This window comes from Microvirga calopogonii, assembly GCF_003347665.1.
GTDB lineage: Bacteria > Pseudomonadota > Alphaproteobacteria > Rhizobiales > Beijerinckiaceae > Microvirga > Microvirga calopogonii.
This window is the reverse complement of the sequence record NZ_QDGA01000001.1, coordinates 157,107-171,207: the sequence shown is the minus strand read 5'-3', so window position 1 is coordinate 171,207 and position 14,101 is coordinate 157,107. Positions and strand designations below refer to the sequence as shown.

The following is a 14,101-nucleotide window of genomic DNA, read 5'->3' as shown; positions in this document are numbered from 1 at the left end:
ATGTTGGATTTGATTGCAGCCCTCGGCCTCGCTCTCGCGGTCGAGGGCATTTTGTTTGCGGCATTCCCTGATGGCATGCGCCGGGCCATGTACGAGGCGGCCCACAGCCCGAGCGACCAGATGCGGATCGTCGGGATCATCTCCGCGCTGATCGGAGTTGGCGTGATCTGGCTGGTGCGGCACTTCAGCTGAAGTGCCGCCAAGCTTCCGCCGCAATATCCGCTTGAATGGCGCGGCCAGATACCAATCTATATGCGTATTCTCCGAGAGAGGTTTTCGATGAACACAGCCACGAATGCGCTGGAGCCTTCCAAGACGGCGCTGCCCCAGCGTCCCCTGCGCCGCCGGCTGGCCGCGTCATGCTTCGCGGTCTTCACAATTGTCGCAACGGCCGCCATGCCGCTGCCGGTTCTTGCCCGTTCTACGCCCGAATCCTTCGCCGATCTTGCGGCAGAGGTCACGCCGGCCGTGGTCAACATCTCGGCCTCGACCACCGTTGAGACCCGCAATCGAACCCTGCCGCAGTTGCCGCCGGGTACTCCGTTCGAGGACCTCTTCGAGGAGTTCTTCAACCGTCGCGGCCAAGGCGGTGGTGGCGGCGGGGACAGCGCCCCCTCGCGGCCGCGCAGCTCGAATTCCCTCGGCTCCGGTTTCGTCATCGATCCCTCGGGCATCGTGGTGACGAACAACCACGTAATCGGCGATGCCAACGACATCAGCGTCATCTTCCCGGACGGCACGCGCCTGAAGGCGGAGATCGTCGGCAAGGATTCCAAGGTGGATCTCGCCGTCCTGAAGGTGAAATCCGACAAGCCGCTCAAGGCGGTGAAGTTCGGCGATTCCGAGTCCATTCGGCCCGGCGACTGGGTGATGGCGATCGGCAACCCCTTCGGCCTCGGCGGCTCGGTGACGGCCGGTATCGTGTCGGCCCGCGGTCGCAACATCGAGTCCGGTCCCTACGACAACTACATCCAGACCGATGCCTCGATCAATAAAGGCAATTCCGGCGGTCCGCTGTTCAACATGAACGGTGAGGTCATCGGCATCAATACGGCCATTCTCTCGCCCACGGGCGGCTCGGTCGGCATCGGTTTCGCGGTTCCCGCGTCCACGGCCGTCCCGGTCATCGACCAGCTGCGCCAGTTCGGCGAGACCCGTCGCGGATGGCTCGGCGTCCGCATCCAGAATGTGGATGACGCGACCGCGGAGGCTCTGAACCTCGGCACGGCGCGCGGCGCCCTGATCGCCGGCATCGATGACAAGGGGCCTGCCAAGCCGGCCGGCCTCGAAGTCGGCGACGTGATCGTTCGCTTCGACGGCAAAGAAGTCAAGGATTCCCGCGATCTGCCGCGTATCGTGGCTTCGACCCCCGTTGGCAAGGCCGTGGATGTGGCCATCGTCCGCAAGGGCCAGGAGATGACCAAGCAGGTCACCCTGGGGCGGCTCGAGGACACCGAGAAGCAGGCGAGCCTGCAGCAGCCCTCGACCGAACCGCCGACGGCCACCCGTCAGGCGCTTGGCCTCAACATGTCCGGCATGACGGACGAGCTGCGTCGCCGCTTCAGCCTGAAGGATGACCTGAAAGGCGTGGTCATCACCCGGGTCGACCCGAATTCGAACGCGTCCGACAAGCGGATCCAGGCCGGTGAGGTGATCGTCGAGGTCAATCAGGAGCCGGTGACGAGCCCGGCCGACGTGACCAAGAAGATCGATGATCTCAAGGCCCAAGGGCGCAAGTCCGCTCTGCTCCTGGTGGCGAACGCCCAGGGCGAGGTACGCTTCGTCGCCCTATCGATCGAGTAGGCTTCTCCGGAAGAAGCAGCAGAGGGCGGTCCTTCGGGCCGCCCTTTTCGTTTATCGGCCATGTTCTTTATTACGAACAATATGGTTGACATATAGGCCAGACTTGGAGGATTGAAGGGCTGTATCCTCCACGAAGCGAGGCTTCGACAAAGCCTCATGTGCAAGATCAGAGCATCATGACCCAGCACGTCTTCCCCGTTCCGGCGGCCCTAAAGTCGACAGCCCATGTGGATTTGCAGGCCTATCAGGATCTCTACCGTCGCTCTCTCGACGATCCGGAAGGCTTCTGGCGCGAACAGGCGCAGATCCTGGACTGGGTGAAGCCCTTCACGAAGGTGAAGAATACGCATTACTCGCCGGATGACGTCACCATCGAGTGGTTTGCCGACGGAACGCTGAACGCGTCCTTCAATTGCTTGGACCGCCATGCCCGCGACCGCGGCGACGATGCCGCTATCCTGTGGGAGGGCGACACGCCGGGCGACACGCGCCGGGTGACCTGGAAGGACCTTCAGCAGCAAGTCTCCCGCCTCTCCAATGCCCTGAAGGAGCTCGGGGTCAAGAAGGGGGATTTCGTAAGCGTCTACCTGCCCGTCGTGCCGGAAGCCATCGCCGCCATGCTGGCCTGCGCCCGGATCGGCGCGGTGCATTCCGTGGTCTTCAGCGGCTTCTCGGCGGAGGCCTTGGCCGGGCGTATCGAGGATTGCCGCTCGCGGGTGCTGATTACAGCCGACGAAGGCCTTCGGTCGGGCAAGAGCGTGCCGCTCAAGAAGAATGCGGACGCGGCCCTGGAAAACCTGCCCTTCGTCGAGCACGTCCTCGTCGTGCGCCGCACGGGACGGGACGTTCCCATGATTGCGGGCCGAGACCGGTGGTACGACGAGGCCCTGGCCGAGGTGGCGGACGAGTGTGCTCCTGTCGCGGTCGGCGCCGAGGATCCGCTCTTCGTGCTCTATACCTCAGGCTCGACAGGCAAGCCTAAGGGCATGCTCCACACAACCGGCGGCTATCTGGTCCATGCGGCAGCGAGCTTCCGGGCGATGTTCGATTATCATCCGGGCGACATTCACTTCTGCACGGCGGATGTCGGCTGGGTGACGGCGCATACCTACCTGATCTACGGCCCGCTCGCGAACGGCGCCACTATCGTGCTCTTCGAGGGCGTTCCCACCTGGCCGGATTCCTCCCGCTGGTGGCAGATCATCGAGACCTACAAGGTCAACATCTTCTACACCGCGCCGACAGCCATCCGCTCGCTGATGCGCGACGGCGAGGGGCCGGTGCGCAAGCACGACCTGTCATCCCTGCGCGTCATGGGATCCGTGGGCGAGCCGATCAACCCGGAAGCCTGGCTCTGGTACCATGAGCTCGTCGGAGGAGGGCGCTGCCCCATCGTCGACACCTACTGGCAGACGGAAACCGGGGCCGTTCTTCTGTGTCCGCTGCCCGGCGCCACGGATCTTAAGCCGGGCTCGGCTACGAAGCCGTTCTTCGGCGTGCGGCCCGCTCTGCTGGGTAGCGACGGCACAATTATCGAAGGCGAGGGAGCGGGAAACCTGTGCTTCGCCGATTCCTGGCCGGGACAGGCCCGCACGATTCTCGGCGACCGGGACCGCTTCCTGAAAACCTATTTCAGCACCTTTCCCGGCTACTACTTTACCGGCGACGGTGCGCGGCGGGACGTGGACGGTTATTACTGGATCACAGGTCGCCTGGACGATGTGATCAATGTCTCCGGCCACCGGCTCGGCACCGTGGAGGTCGAATCCGCCCTGGCCTCGCACCCGTCTGTGGCGGAAGCCGCCGTGGTGGGCATGCCGCATGAGATCAAGGGACAGGGCATCTTCGCCTTCGTGACGCTGAAAGAGGGCGTCGCCGAGAACGATGATCTCCGCCGTGACCTCATCCAGGTCGTGCGCACGCGCATCGGCCCGATCGCCACGCCCGACCGGATCGAATGGGCGCCGCAACTGCCCAAAAATCGCTCCGGAAAAATCCTGCGCCGCATCCTCACGCGCATCGCGGCCGGCGATTACGAGAACCACGGCGATACATCGACGGTTGCCGATCCGACAGTGGTGGCCGAGATCGTCAGGCGGGTTCAGGCTGCTGTTTAGATGTCCGCGATCTCATCCATCCTGTAACCCTGCATATAAAGTAACGCCGACAGGTCTGAATGGTCGATGCGGGCCTGGGCGGCAGCGGCGACGGCGGGCTTGGCGTGAAAGGCGACGCCGAGCCCGGCTTCCTCCAGCATGGCGAGGTCGTTGGCGCCGTCTCCAACGGCCATGGTCTCATGATGGGCCAGGCCGAAACGGGTGCGCAACTCGACCAGGGTCGTGAGCTTCGCCTCGCGGCCGAGGATCGGCTCCTCGACTTGGCCCGCGAGCTTCCCGCCTTCCACGATGAGGCGATTGGAGCGGTGCTCGTTGAAGCCGATCTTGGCCCCGATAGGGCCGGTGAACAGGGTGAAGCCGCCGGAAACGAGGCAAGTATAGGCCCCGCTGGCGCGCATGGTCTGGACAAGGGCACGGCCGCCGGGCGTCAGGGTGATGCGCTTCTCGATGATCTCGTCGACCACATTGACCGGCAGATTCTTGAGCAACGCCACGCGCTCGCGCAAAGCGGGCTCGAAGGCGACCTCGCCGCGCATGGCCCTCTCGGTGATCTCGGAGACTTCCCGTTTCAGGCCCACGTAATCGGCCAGCTCGTCGATGCATTCCTGGCCAATCATGGTGGAATCCATGTCTGCCAGGAACAGACGCTTGCGGCGGGTGGCAAGAGGCTGCACCACGATATCGATGGGCTGGCCGGCCAAGACTTGGCGCAGGGCGGCCTCGACGGACTTGGGCTGGCCCGTGCCCGGGACGATTAGATCCGCGGCGATTCCCCTTGCCAGAACGGAGCGTTCCGTCTCTTGTCCGAGCGACGTTGCGGCCAAGGCCATGATCTCGTCCGTAAGCACCGGCCGTGACGGGTTGGCGATGAGGGTCGCAACGAGGGAATTCTGGGAAGACGCCATTGGGAGACCTGGCTTTGAAGGGGTTTGGGATCGGCGCGGTTCTCATCGCAGGGCCGACCGCATCAGGCAAGTCCGCATTGGGCATTAAACTGGCTCGGGAACTCGACGGCGTGGTGATCAATGCCGATTCCATGCAGGTCTACCGGGACCTTCGAGTGATCACGGCCCGCCCGACGCCCGAGGAGGAGGCTGAGGCTCCTCATCGGCTGTACGGCCATGTGGATGCGGCCGTGAATTTTTCCGTGGGGCGCTATGTGGCCGACGCGGTCGCGGTCTTGCGGGAGGTCCAGGGCGGGAAGCTGCCGATCTTCGTGGGCGGGACCGGGCTCTACTTCAAGGCCCTGACGGAGGGGCTGTCCGACATGCCTTCCGTTCCGGACGAGGTGCGCGATCAGGTGCGCCGTGACAGCGAAGGGCTGGAAACGCCCGAGCTCCACCGCCTCCTGACGGAGCGCGATCCGGAAACGGCCCGGACCCTGCGTCCCTCCGACCGGCTGCGCGTCCAGCGGGCGCTCGAGGTCTTTGCCGCGACAGGCCAGCCCCTTGTCTCCTTCCATGGCGTCCGCCAGCCGGGACCATTGGCCGACGCGCCGGTCATCAAGCTCTTTCTCGCGCCCGACCGGGACGAACTGCGTCGGCGGATCGACGCGAGGTTCCTCGCCATGATGGACCGCGGAGCTCTCGACGAAGTCAGGGCGCTGGGCGAGCGCAAGCTCGATCCCATGCTCCCGGCCATGCGGGCCCACGGAGTCCCCGGCCTCTTGGCTCATCTCCGGGGCGAGATCTCGCTCGACGAGGCAGTCGCCAAGGGGCAGGGCGATACGCGGCGCTATGCCAAGCGCCAGTTCACATGGTTTCGACACCAACTGCCCGATTGGCAGTGGGTTACGCCGGAAAGAGGGTTTGAGACGGTCATGGAGCGCCTCAATGCCCCGGCGTCCCCGCCCACATCTGATAGAAGGTGATGAAGATCTCGAACACGATCAGCAGGACAATGATCAGTTCGAGACGCAGGGACCGCTCTGTGTCGATGATGTCGGTCAATGCCTGGGCCGTGTCGCCCAGCACCTCCAGCTTCCGGTGGAGCGCCGTGGCGCGTTCCCTCAGCTCGTATTCGTCCTCCAGGCGAGCGTAGAGACGTTCGAGGTCAGGGCGATCCCAAAGAACGTCGGGCTTCTCCTCAACGGCTACGCCGCCCGACATGCGCTGGCGAACCAGGAGGGCTTGGCCGACCTGCTTGAGGATCCGGCGGCGGTCGCGGGGGCGCCGGCCATTTGCGGCGAGATGCTGCACGGACGGCTCAACCAGCTCGAAGGCCGCGGAGGCCTCCCGCTCGTCGCGGGCGAGAGTCGCGCTCTTGGACAGGGCATCCGCGATGACGATCAGGCGCTCGGTGGAGAGCTTTTTGATAAAGATCGGGCCTCCCGGCGGGATCTGGTCGTCCCGGTCCGGCGAGATTTCAATGATCGCGGTCTCCTCCTCGTGCCGGGCGAACTCGCCCCGGATGCGCTGGCGCAGGCCTCGGATGACCTCGTCTTCCTCGAGCGGGGTGAGGCCCACGAGAACGGCGACCCCATAACGGAAGAGCGCCACGAAGCCGTCCTGGCCGGCCCGGAAGGCCAGGGGAGTCGTGGACAGCACGTCGCTGCGTTCCAGCCCCGCCACATCGAGGCGGTCGCCGAGAAGCAGGGCTCGGGCGGTGAGGCGCATGTTCTGCATGGGCGCGCCGGTCGAGGAGATGGTATCGGTCATGGTCATACGACTAAAATAGCAGCTTAAAATAGAAGCTAGGCAGATTTCAGCCAAGTTGATCCTGCTTGACCGAATGAAATGGATCGTTTAGCGTCAGCGCAACTTTTGAACCGAGAGCTGCCCCCATGCGCAAGCTTATTCTCGTAGTACGAGCGCCATCGACGGAGCGGGATTGATCCCCGCAGGTCCGGCGATGGCGCACAGGCCCCCACAGGGGCCTTTTTTATTGCCCGAATTCCAAGACAGTGATGCGAAAGACCCCGAGGAGCACTTGAGATGAGCGAGACGATGACCGGAGCCGAAATGGTGATCCGAGCCCTGCAGGACCAGGGAGTTGAGCATATCTTCGGTTATCCGGGTGGCGCGGTGCTTCCCATCTATGATGCGCTGTTCCACCAGGACAAGGTTCGCCACGTCCTCGTCCGCCACGAGCAGGGGGCGGTGCACGCAGCGGAAGGTTATGCCCGTTCATCAGGTAAGCCGGGCGTTGTGCTGGTGACATCTGGTCCCGGCGCGACCAACGCGATCACGGGGCTTGCCGACGCGATGATGGATTCCATTCCGTTGGTCTGCATCACCGGCCAGGTGCCGACCCATCTCATCGGCTCCGATGCCTTCCAGGAATGCGATACGGTCGGCATCACCCGCCACTGCACGAAGCACAACTACCTGGTCAAATCCATCGAGGATCTGCCGCGTGTCCTGCACGAGGCGTTCTACGTGGCGCAGAACGGCCGGCCGGGGCCGGTCGTGGTCGATCTGCCGAAGGACATCCAGTTCAAGTCCGGCTCCTATGCCCGTCCCTTGAGCAACCAGCACAAGACCTACCGTCCGACCGTCAAGGGCGACATGGACCACATCCGCGCAGCGGTGGAGCTGATGGCCAATGCCAAGCGTCCGGTGTTCTACACGGGCGGCGGCGTCATCAATTCGGGGCCTCACGCCGCGATGCTGCTGCGTGAGCTCGTGCAACTCACAGGCTTTCCCATCACCTCGACCCTGATGGGTCTCGGCGCTTATCCGGCCTCCGACAAGCAGTGGCTCGGCATGCTCGGCATGCACGGAACCTACGAGGCCAATCTCGCGATGCATGAATGCGACGTGATGATCAATCTCGGGGCGCGTTTCGACGACCGCATCACGGGCCGGCTCGATGCCTTCTCGCCTTTCTCCAAGCGCATCCACGTGGACATCGATCCGTCCTCCATCAACAAGACGGTGAAGGTGGACATCCCGATCGTCGGCGATTGCGCCCACGTGCTCGAGGACATGCTGCGCCTGTGGCGCCAGAGCGCTCATCAGCCGGACAAGGAGGCAATCAAGGATTGGTGGAACAAGATCGAGGGCTGGCGTGCCCGCAACTGCCTCGCGTTCCGCAACTCCACCGAGACCATCAAGCCGCAATACGCGATCCAGCGTCTCTATGAGCTGACCAAGGATCGCGAGACCTACGTCACCACCGAGGTGGGGCAGCACCAGATGTGGGCGGCCCAGTACTTCAAGTTCGAGGAGCCGAACCGCTGGATGACTTCCGGCGGCCACGGGACCATGGGCTACGGATTGCCTGCCGCCGTCGGCGCGCAGCTGGCACACCCCGACGCACTCGTGATCGACATTGCCGGCGAGGCCTCGATCCAGATGATGCTGCAGGAAATGTCGACGGCCCTGCAGTATAATCTGCCGATCAAGGTCTTTATCCTCAACAACGAGTACATGGGCATGGTGCGCCAGTGGCAGGAGTTGCTGCATGGCGGGCGTTACTCGCAGAGCTATTCGGAATCGCTGCCCGATTTCGTGAAGCTCGCCGAGGCTTACGGCGGTGTCGGTATCCGCTGCGACAAGCCCGGCGATCTCGATGCGAAGATCCTCGAAATGGTCAACGTGAACCGCCCGGTTATTTTCGACTGCATCGTCGACAAGACCGAGAACTGCTTCCCGATGATCCCTTCGGGCAAGGCGCATAACGAGATGCTGCTCAACGACTATCTCGGTGAGACCGGAGCCGATATCGGGTCCGTGATCGACGAGAAGGGCAAGATGCTTGTTTGATGCGGAAAGCCTGAACCATGCCAACACTCGTCATCGCCAATAAGTGCTACTCGTCCTGGTCGTTGCGTCCCTGGCTGCTGATGAAGCAGCTTGGGGTCGCCTTTGACGAGATCACCATTCCGCTCGACCTGCCGGATACGAAAGCGAAGGTGCTCAGGCACTCGCCGGCGGGCAAGGTGCCAATCCTTATCGATGGAGATGTGACCGTGTGGGAAACCATCGCCATCATGGAGTATGTGGGCGAAGCCTATGGGGCGCCGGTGTGGCCGACGGATCCGAAAGCTCGTGCCATGGCGCGCTCGGTCGCAGCGGAGATGCATGCCGGATTTTCGGGCTTGCGCTCCACATGCCCGATGAACCTCGGCAAGAAATTCGCGCAGAAGGACCGGGGCGAAGGCGTTGCCCGCGACGTTGCCCGCTTCAGCGAGATCGTTCATCAGGCGCGCGAGCGTTTCGGCGCTGGCGGTCCTTTCCTCTTCGGCTCGTTCACCGCAGCCGATGCCATGTATGCGCCGCTCGTGACGCGCCTCGATACCTATTCCATCGCGCTGGATGCCACGACGCGCGCCTATGTGGATGCGATCCTGTCGCTGCCCACCTTCCAGGAGTGGCGCTCGGCCGCCATGAAGGAGGAGTGGATCGTCGATGCCGACGAGATCGACGAAGAGGCGATCGAGAATTACCGCAAGGCGGCTTGAAGCCCAATCAGAATTCGGGAAACCAGACCATGCTTCAGATGAAAACCCATTATCCCGATGCGACCCGCGTCGAGCCGTCGAACCGGCATACGCTCGCCGTCGTCGTCGACAACGAGCCGGGTGTTCTTGCACGCATCGCGGGCCTGTTCTCGGGCCGCGGCTACAACATCGAGAGCCTGACCGTCACCGAGACGGAGCACGAGGCCCATATCTCGCGCATCACGATCGTGACCACCGGCACGGACAGCATCATCCAGCAGATCAAGAGCCAGCTGGAGCGCCTCGTCCCCGTGCATCGCGTCGTGGACCTCACGCTGACCGGCGAAGCCGTCGAGCGAGAGCTCTGCCTGGTGAAGGTCGTCGGCAAGGGCGACCACCGGGTGGAAGCGATGCGGCTTGCATCCGCCTTCGGGGCTCGAACGATGGACGCGACGCTGACCTCCTTCGTCTATGAGCTGACAGGCACGACTGACGAGGTCGAGCGCTTCATCAAGCTGATGACGGCTGTCGGACTGGTCGAAGTGTCCCGCACCGGGGTCGCCGCCATGGCGCGTGGTGCGGAAGGGATCTTGTAAGTATCAGCCCCGGAAGTCGTTCTCCTTCAGGAACGCTTCCTCCTCCGGCGTCGACTCCCGGCCGAGGAGGGCGTTGCGGTGGGGAAAACGACCAAAGCGGGCGATGATGTTGTGGTGGTGGCGCGCCCACTTGCTGGAATCCTCGCCGAGGGCTTCGTTGAGAAGCACAGAGCGCTCCTGATGCCGCAAGGACTCTGAGTGCATGAAAGGCAGGTAGAAGAACCGGCGGAATTCGGGTTCCACCTTGGTGTCGAAACCGCGCTCGATGGCGCGGTCCGCGGCCATCAGGGCGACAGGGTCGGTTTTGTAGGTTTCGCGTCGGCCCCGGAACATGTTCCGGGGAAACTGGTCGAGGAGGAGAATGACGGCGAGCGCGCCCTCCGGGGTGAGCTCCCACTCGTTGAGATCGCCGCGAGCGGCGGCTTCATAGGTGGGTAGGAAACGGTCGCGGCAGACCTGGTCGAAGGCGTCGTCCTTCGAAAACCACTTCTCCGGTCCGGCTTCGCGCCAGAAACCGAGGACTTCGTCGGGAGTGGCAAGGCGCTGCATGCGGTGTCGTCCTTCTCGGCGCAAAAGATTAAAGCCAATCTAGAGCATGGGAGAGGGGTTTGAACTCTCCGGGCTCGGATCGTTTGTTGACAAAATCCGGGGACTTGCGCTGGGTGCAGGCGGGATCCGCAGTTTTGCTACAAACAAGAACTTGTCAGCGCAGTTTTATTCGCTAAAAGCGGCGCCTGATAAAACAAATGTTGCGCAGGTCCTTTCGGGCGGTGCAACGAGACGAGGACGGGGGAAAGCCCCCTTTGAGATAAGGGACTTGAGGACCATGCGTGTCTATTACGATCGCGACGCAGACATCAATCTGATCAAGGGCAAGAAGGTTGCCATCGTCGGCTACGGCAGCCAGGGCCACGCCCATACCCTGAACCTGCGCGATTCCGGCGTGAAGGACATCGTCGTGGCCCTCCGCAAGGGCTCGCCCTCCGTGGCCAAGGCCGAGAAGGCCGGCCTCAAGGTCATGGACGTGGCCGAGGCGGCCAAGTGGGCCGACGTGGTCATGATGCTGACCCCCGACGAGCTGCAGGCCGATATCTACCGCAACGAACTTCACGACAACATGAAGCAGGGCGCGGCGCTGCTCTTCGCCCACGGCCTCAACGTTCATTTCAACCTCATCGAGCCCCGCAAGGATCTCGACGTGCTCATGGTCGCCCCGAAGGGCCCCGGCCACACGGTGCGCTCCGAGTACCAGCGTGGCGGCGGCGTGCCGACCCTCATCGCGATCCACCAGGACGCCACGGGCAACGCCCACGACATCGCGCTTTCCTATGCCTCCGCCAATGGCGGCGGCCGCGCCGGCATCATCGAGACCACCTTCAAGGAAGAATGCGAGACCGACCTCTTCGGTGAGCAGGTGGTGCTCTGCGGCGGTCTCGTGGAGCTCATCAAGGCGGGCTTCGAGACCCTGGTCGAGGCGGGCTACGCCCCCGAGATGGCCTATTTCGAGTGCCTCCACGAAGTGAAGCTGATCGTTGACCTCATCTACGAGGGCGGCATCGCCAACATGAACTACTCGATCTCCAACACGGCCGAGTACGGCGAATACGTCACCGGCCCGCGCATCATCACGGCCGAGACGAAGGCGGAGATGAAGCGCGTTCTGGAAGACATCCAGAGCGGCAAGTTCACCCGCGACTGGATGCTGGAGAACAAGGTCAATCAGACCTCCTTCAAGGCGACCCGTGCCCGCAACGCCGCCCATCCCATCGAGGATGTCGGCGCCCGTCTGCGCGACATGATGCCTTGGATCAAGGAAAAGGCGCTCGTCGACAAGAGCCGGAACTAAGGCCATTCCAGACGGCACGTCCGGTCTATGCCAGAGCCTCGAAGGGATCCCTTCGAGGCTTTTTTGTATCCATGAACACCATGTGCAAGCAAGCGCTACGGCATCACGGCTCTATTCAGTCACATACGGTGCAGTATCATGGTCGCCGCCGCCAAGAGAGCGCCGAGAACGATGCCGATCGTCTCGGATCGTTCCGTCCAGAAGCGGTAGATGCCGTAGGAGCAGAGAAGGGTTGCCAGAGGGCCGGCGAGACCTTGCGTCAGATGGTTGACCTTCGTCGGACCCAGCAATGGCCGGGCTTCTTCCCAGCTCTCCAGCATCCAGAAGATCGAAAAAGCGAAAGACGTTGCGCCGCCCACCGATGGCCACCATGCCGCCGGCAAGCCGGTTGTCAGGGGACTGGTTGCGCTGTCCGGAGACGCAACGACATGAAGGTCTTCGTAAGAGCCAGAGGATGGAAGTGTCACAACGATGTTTCCGAAATGATATATCTTATCGATTATCATTGCGGATGGCTGCTGCCACCTCTGGAAATAAAGGGGAGTGGCAGCCCAAGACTCAGTGAGCTGCCGGATTTGTTACTGCTTGTTGCTCTTCGTGTTCTGCGCCTTGTTGTTGTCCTGCTTGCCGGGATCGACGCGGTTCTTCATGGTACCGCCCGAGCCGCGGATATGGTCACCGGGATGCTTCTTGCTCTCGCCGGAGTTGTCGCCGTTCATCTTGCCTTTGCCCATGGGTAGCCTCCTTGTTGATCGGGGTTAATGACCCCTGCAACACTGGGTTCCCGGCTGCGCCCACCTACCACAGCAGGAAATGCGCGAGACCTGCGCCGGGCGCGAGGATCACGAAGGCCCAGACGGACGCCGATGCCAGGTTCGCGGCCTGAAACAGGATCTGCGGCATGAGGAAGATGCCCGCGATCAGCGCGATGACGGCACGGATCGGGCCGAAGAACCGGCCCAGGAAGACTGCCCAGGGGCCAAAGCGCTGGAAGAAACTCTCGCCTCTTGCGATCAGCTTCGGGTGGCGGGACAGGGGCCAGACTTCATAGGCCGTCTTCTTGAAACGCTGACCGATGGCGTAGGACAGCCAGTTGCCGAGGAAGGCGCCGCAGACGGCGCCGGACCAAGCCATCCAGAACGGGATCTCGGCGGCCGCCAGGACAAAACCCAGGGCGATGAGGATCGTCATGGTGGGTAGCAGGAGGGAAACGAAGGCGAGGGACTCGACGAAGGTCATGAGCGCGAGGACGAAGGGTGCATAGCTCTTATGGTTCTGCACGAATTCCAGGATGCTGGTCTTCAGAAACTCGATGTCCATGGCGCCGTTGAATGTCCTGTGGTTGTTCGGATGACAGGGTCAATATGGCCTGTCCTCTCAAGAACCAATGGCCCCTGTGATGAATGTGATCACATTAGGCGATTTGTAGCGGGACGGCTGTTGCGCTAACCGGAGAGTGAAAGGGGCCTGAACCATGAATGTTCTCTCGATCCAATCCCATGTCGCCTACGGCCATGTGGGTAACGCCTCCGCGGTCTTTCCAATGCAGCGCCTCGGCGTCGAGGTCTGGCCCATTCACACGGTGCAATTCTCCAACCATACCGGCTACGGTTCCTGGAAGGGACGCGTCTTCGACGGGCCGGCCATCGAAGACCTCGTGGAAGGCATTGCGGAGCGGGGCGTGCTGGCCCGCTGCGATGGCGTTCTGTCGGGCTACATGGGTTCAGCCGATATCGGCAACGCGATCCTCTCGGCTGTGGCGCGGGTGCGCGCTCTCAATCCGGAGGCTCTCTATTGTTGCGATCCGGTCATCGGCGACGTGGGCCGCGGCGTGTTCGTGCGGCCGGGCATCCCGGAATTCATGCGCGAACAGGCCGTGCCCGCCGCCGACATCATTACGCCGAACCAGTTCGAGTTGGATTACCTGTCCGGCATCACGACGCAGTCCCTGGATGACGTGAAGCAGGCCATATCGATCGTGCAGGCTTTGGGTCCCTCGGTCATGCTCGTGACCTCGGTCGAAACGAAGGAAACGCCCGCCGACAGCGTCGATCTCCTTGCCGGCGAAGGCGGACGGTTCTGGCGTGTGCGGACGCCGAAGCTGTCGCTGTCCGTGAACGGGGCAGGGGATGCCATCGCGGCACTCTTCTTCGTTCATTATGCCCGCTCGCGCTCGGCTCCGACGGCCTTGGCCGAGGCCTCGGCCTCCATCTATGGGTTGCTCAAGCGCACGGAGGAGGCGGGATCCCGTGAGATCCTGACCATCGCGGCGCAGGATGAATTCGTTTCCCCCTCACACCATTTCGAGACAGCAGAGGTTTAGGGCGGTACCGAGCCATCAGGCCTGATTCGGTAC

At 62.9% G+C, this 14,101-nt stretch carries 15 protein-coding genes; 9 read left to right on the top strand and 6 right to left on the bottom strand.

The window, feature by feature from the left end:
* The 3 genes from DDF70_RS00730 to acs all read left to right on the top strand — a co-directional run bounded on the left by DDF70_RS00730 (window position 1) and on the right by acs (window position 3,920).
* The gene (locus tag DDF70_RS00730) at window positions 1-192 is read left to right on the top strand and encodes a DUF2065 domain-containing protein (protein WP_009764092.1); all 192 of its coding nucleotides are present in this window, start codon (window positions 1-3) and stop codon (window positions 190-192) included.
* 87 nt (window positions 193-279) lie between these two features.
* Window positions 280-1,803: a DegQ family serine endoprotease gene (locus DDF70_RS00725; RefSeq protein ID WP_114942953.1), complete on the top strand. Its 1,524-nt coding sequence runs from the start codon at window positions 280-282 to the stop codon at window positions 1,801-1,803.
* 176 nt (window positions 1,804-1,979) lie between these two features.
* A complete protein-coding gene (acs, locus tag DDF70_RS00720) occupies window positions 1,980-3,920 on the top strand; it encodes an acetate--CoA ligase (RefSeq protein ID WP_114942952.1) in 1,941 nt (646 codons plus the stop codon).
* Here the strand turns inward: acs and serB are convergent.
* Window positions 3,917-4,825, bottom strand: coding sequence for a phosphoserine phosphatase SerB (gene serB / locus DDF70_RS00715; protein WP_114942951.1), 909 nt, complete (start codon window positions 4,823-4,825; stop codon window positions 3,917-3,919). The genes acs and serB overlap by 4 nt on opposite strands.
* A gap of 8 nt (window positions 4,826-4,833) precedes the next feature.
* Here serB and miaA point away from each other — a divergent pair, with 8 nt between their 5' ends.
* Window positions 4,834-5,790, top strand: coding sequence for a tRNA (adenosine(37)-N6)-dimethylallyltransferase MiaA (miaA, locus tag DDF70_RS00710; RefSeq protein ID WP_425374041.1), 957 nt, complete (start codon window positions 4,834-4,836; stop codon window positions 5,788-5,790).
* Here the strand turns inward: miaA and DDF70_RS00705 are convergent.
* On the bottom strand, window positions 5,750-6,577 hold the full coding sequence (locus tag DDF70_RS00705) for an RMD1 family protein (protein WP_114943270.1): 828 nt from the start codon (window positions 6,575-6,577) through the stop codon (window positions 5,750-5,752). The two genes, miaA and DDF70_RS00705, sit on opposite strands and share 41 nt — an antisense overlap.
* 276 nt (window positions 6,578-6,853) lie before the next feature.
* Here DDF70_RS00705 and DDF70_RS00700 point away from each other — a divergent pair, with 276 nt between their 5' ends.
* The 3 genes from DDF70_RS00700 to ilvN are packed head-to-tail and all read left to right on the top strand — an operon-like array spanning window position 6,854 to window position 9,899.
* Window positions 6,854-8,626 (top strand): acetolactate synthase 3 large subunit, encoded by a 1,773-nt coding sequence (locus DDF70_RS00700; protein ID WP_114942950.1) that lies wholly within the window; start codon window positions 6,854-6,856, stop codon window positions 8,624-8,626.
* A 17-nt stretch (window positions 8,627-8,643) separates the two neighbouring features.
* The gene (locus DDF70_RS00695; RefSeq protein ID WP_114942949.1) at window positions 8,644-9,324 is read left to right on the top strand and encodes a glutathione S-transferase family protein; all 681 of its coding nucleotides are present in this window, start codon (window positions 8,644-8,646) and stop codon (window positions 9,322-9,324) included.
* 29 nt (window positions 9,325-9,353) lie between these two features.
* The gene (gene ilvN, locus DDF70_RS00690; protein WP_114942948.1) at window positions 9,354-9,899 is read left to right on the top strand and encodes an acetolactate synthase small subunit; all 546 of its coding nucleotides are present in this window, start codon (window positions 9,354-9,356) and stop codon (window positions 9,897-9,899) included.
* A gap of 3 nt (window positions 9,900-9,902) precedes the next feature.
* On the opposite strand, the gene DDF70_RS00685 is transcribed toward ilvN, so the two are convergent.
* Window positions 9,903-10,448, bottom strand: coding sequence for a DUF924 family protein (locus DDF70_RS00685; protein ID WP_114942947.1), 546 nt, complete (start codon window positions 10,446-10,448; stop codon window positions 9,903-9,905).
* 277 nt (window positions 10,449-10,725) lie between these two features.
* Between DDF70_RS00685 and ilvC the strand changes: the two genes are divergently transcribed.
* Window positions 10,726-11,745: a ketol-acid reductoisomerase gene (gene ilvC, locus DDF70_RS00680; RefSeq protein WP_114942946.1), complete on the top strand. Its 1,020-nt coding sequence runs from the start codon at window positions 10,726-10,728 to the stop codon at window positions 11,743-11,745.
* Between the two features lie 119 nt (window positions 11,746-11,864).
* Here the strand turns inward: ilvC and DDF70_RS36310 are convergent, their stop codons facing one another.
* The 3 genes from DDF70_RS36310 to DDF70_RS00670 all read right to left on the bottom strand — a co-directional run bounded on the left by DDF70_RS36310 (window position 11,865) and on the right by DDF70_RS00670 (window position 13,065).
* Window positions 11,865-12,065 carry a hypothetical protein gene (locus tag DDF70_RS36310; protein ID WP_162820168.1) on the bottom strand — a complete coding sequence of 67 codons (201 nt, stop codon included), beginning with the start codon at window positions 12,063-12,065 and terminating at the stop codon, window positions 11,865-11,867.
* Window positions 12,066-12,323: 258 nt separating this feature from the next.
* Complete coding sequence (locus DDF70_RS36305) at window positions 12,324-12,479, bottom strand: hypothetical protein (protein ID WP_162820167.1); 156 nt, start codon at window positions 12,477-12,479, stop codon at window positions 12,324-12,326.
* A 64-nt stretch (window positions 12,480-12,543) separates the two neighbouring features.
* Window positions 12,544-13,065, bottom strand: a complete 522-nt coding sequence (locus DDF70_RS00670; protein ID WP_114942944.1) for a DedA family protein — start codon at window positions 13,063-13,065, stop codon at window positions 12,544-12,546.
* A gap of 154 nt (window positions 13,066-13,219) precedes the next feature.
* Here DDF70_RS00670 and pdxY point away from each other — a divergent pair, with 154 nt between their 5' ends.
* Window positions 13,220-14,068: a pyridoxal kinase PdxY gene (pdxY, locus tag DDF70_RS00665; protein ID WP_114942943.1), complete on the top strand. Its 849-nt coding sequence runs from the start codon at window positions 13,220-13,222 to the stop codon at window positions 14,066-14,068.
* The last annotated feature ends 33 nt before the right edge of the window (window positions 14,069-14,101 follow it).